Origin of the sequence: Bacillus cereus group sp. N12, from assembly GCF_016483575.1 — a bacterium.
Lineage (GTDB): Bacteria > Bacillota > Bacilli > Bacillales > Bacillaceae_G > Bacillus_A > Bacillus_A toyonensis.
Genome location: NZ_JAEHBO010000214.1, coordinates 1 through 338 on the forward strand (window position 1 = coordinate 1; position 338 = coordinate 338).

Here is a 338-nt window from a genome sequence, read left to right on the forward strand (position 1 = left end):
GTTACAAAAGAAGGTCTGAAGAAAGTAGAAAAAATGCCAGAAGCAACAATTTTGGATGGAAATCAATTTGCATGGTCGCTAAAAGGAATCAGTGATTTTGAGTTTGCTAAAATCAATTTCAATAAGTCGACAGAAGAAATGCAAGTGGACTTAAAAGCAGGCATACCGCATCATTATTTTAATGAAACATACGCGAGTATTAAAGTACAAAATGCATCGGGGAAAGTAGTATACAAGAAAGACATTTATGGAAACAAACAGCAAAATGCTGAATCACAAAAGGTACCAGTCAAAGTAGGAGATTATATCGAGTTAACACATTTAGAAGGTGTGCATAG

Annotated in this window: 1 protein-coding gene; it reads left to right on the plus strand. The window is 34.6% G+C overall.

Annotation, left to right across the window (positions count from 1 at the left end; translation table 11 throughout):
* Positions 1–338, plus strand: a 338-nt coding sequence (locus JDS92_RS30200; RefSeq protein ID WP_274606236.1) for a putative mucin/carbohydrate-binding domain-containing protein, incomplete at both ends; no start/stop codon positions are given.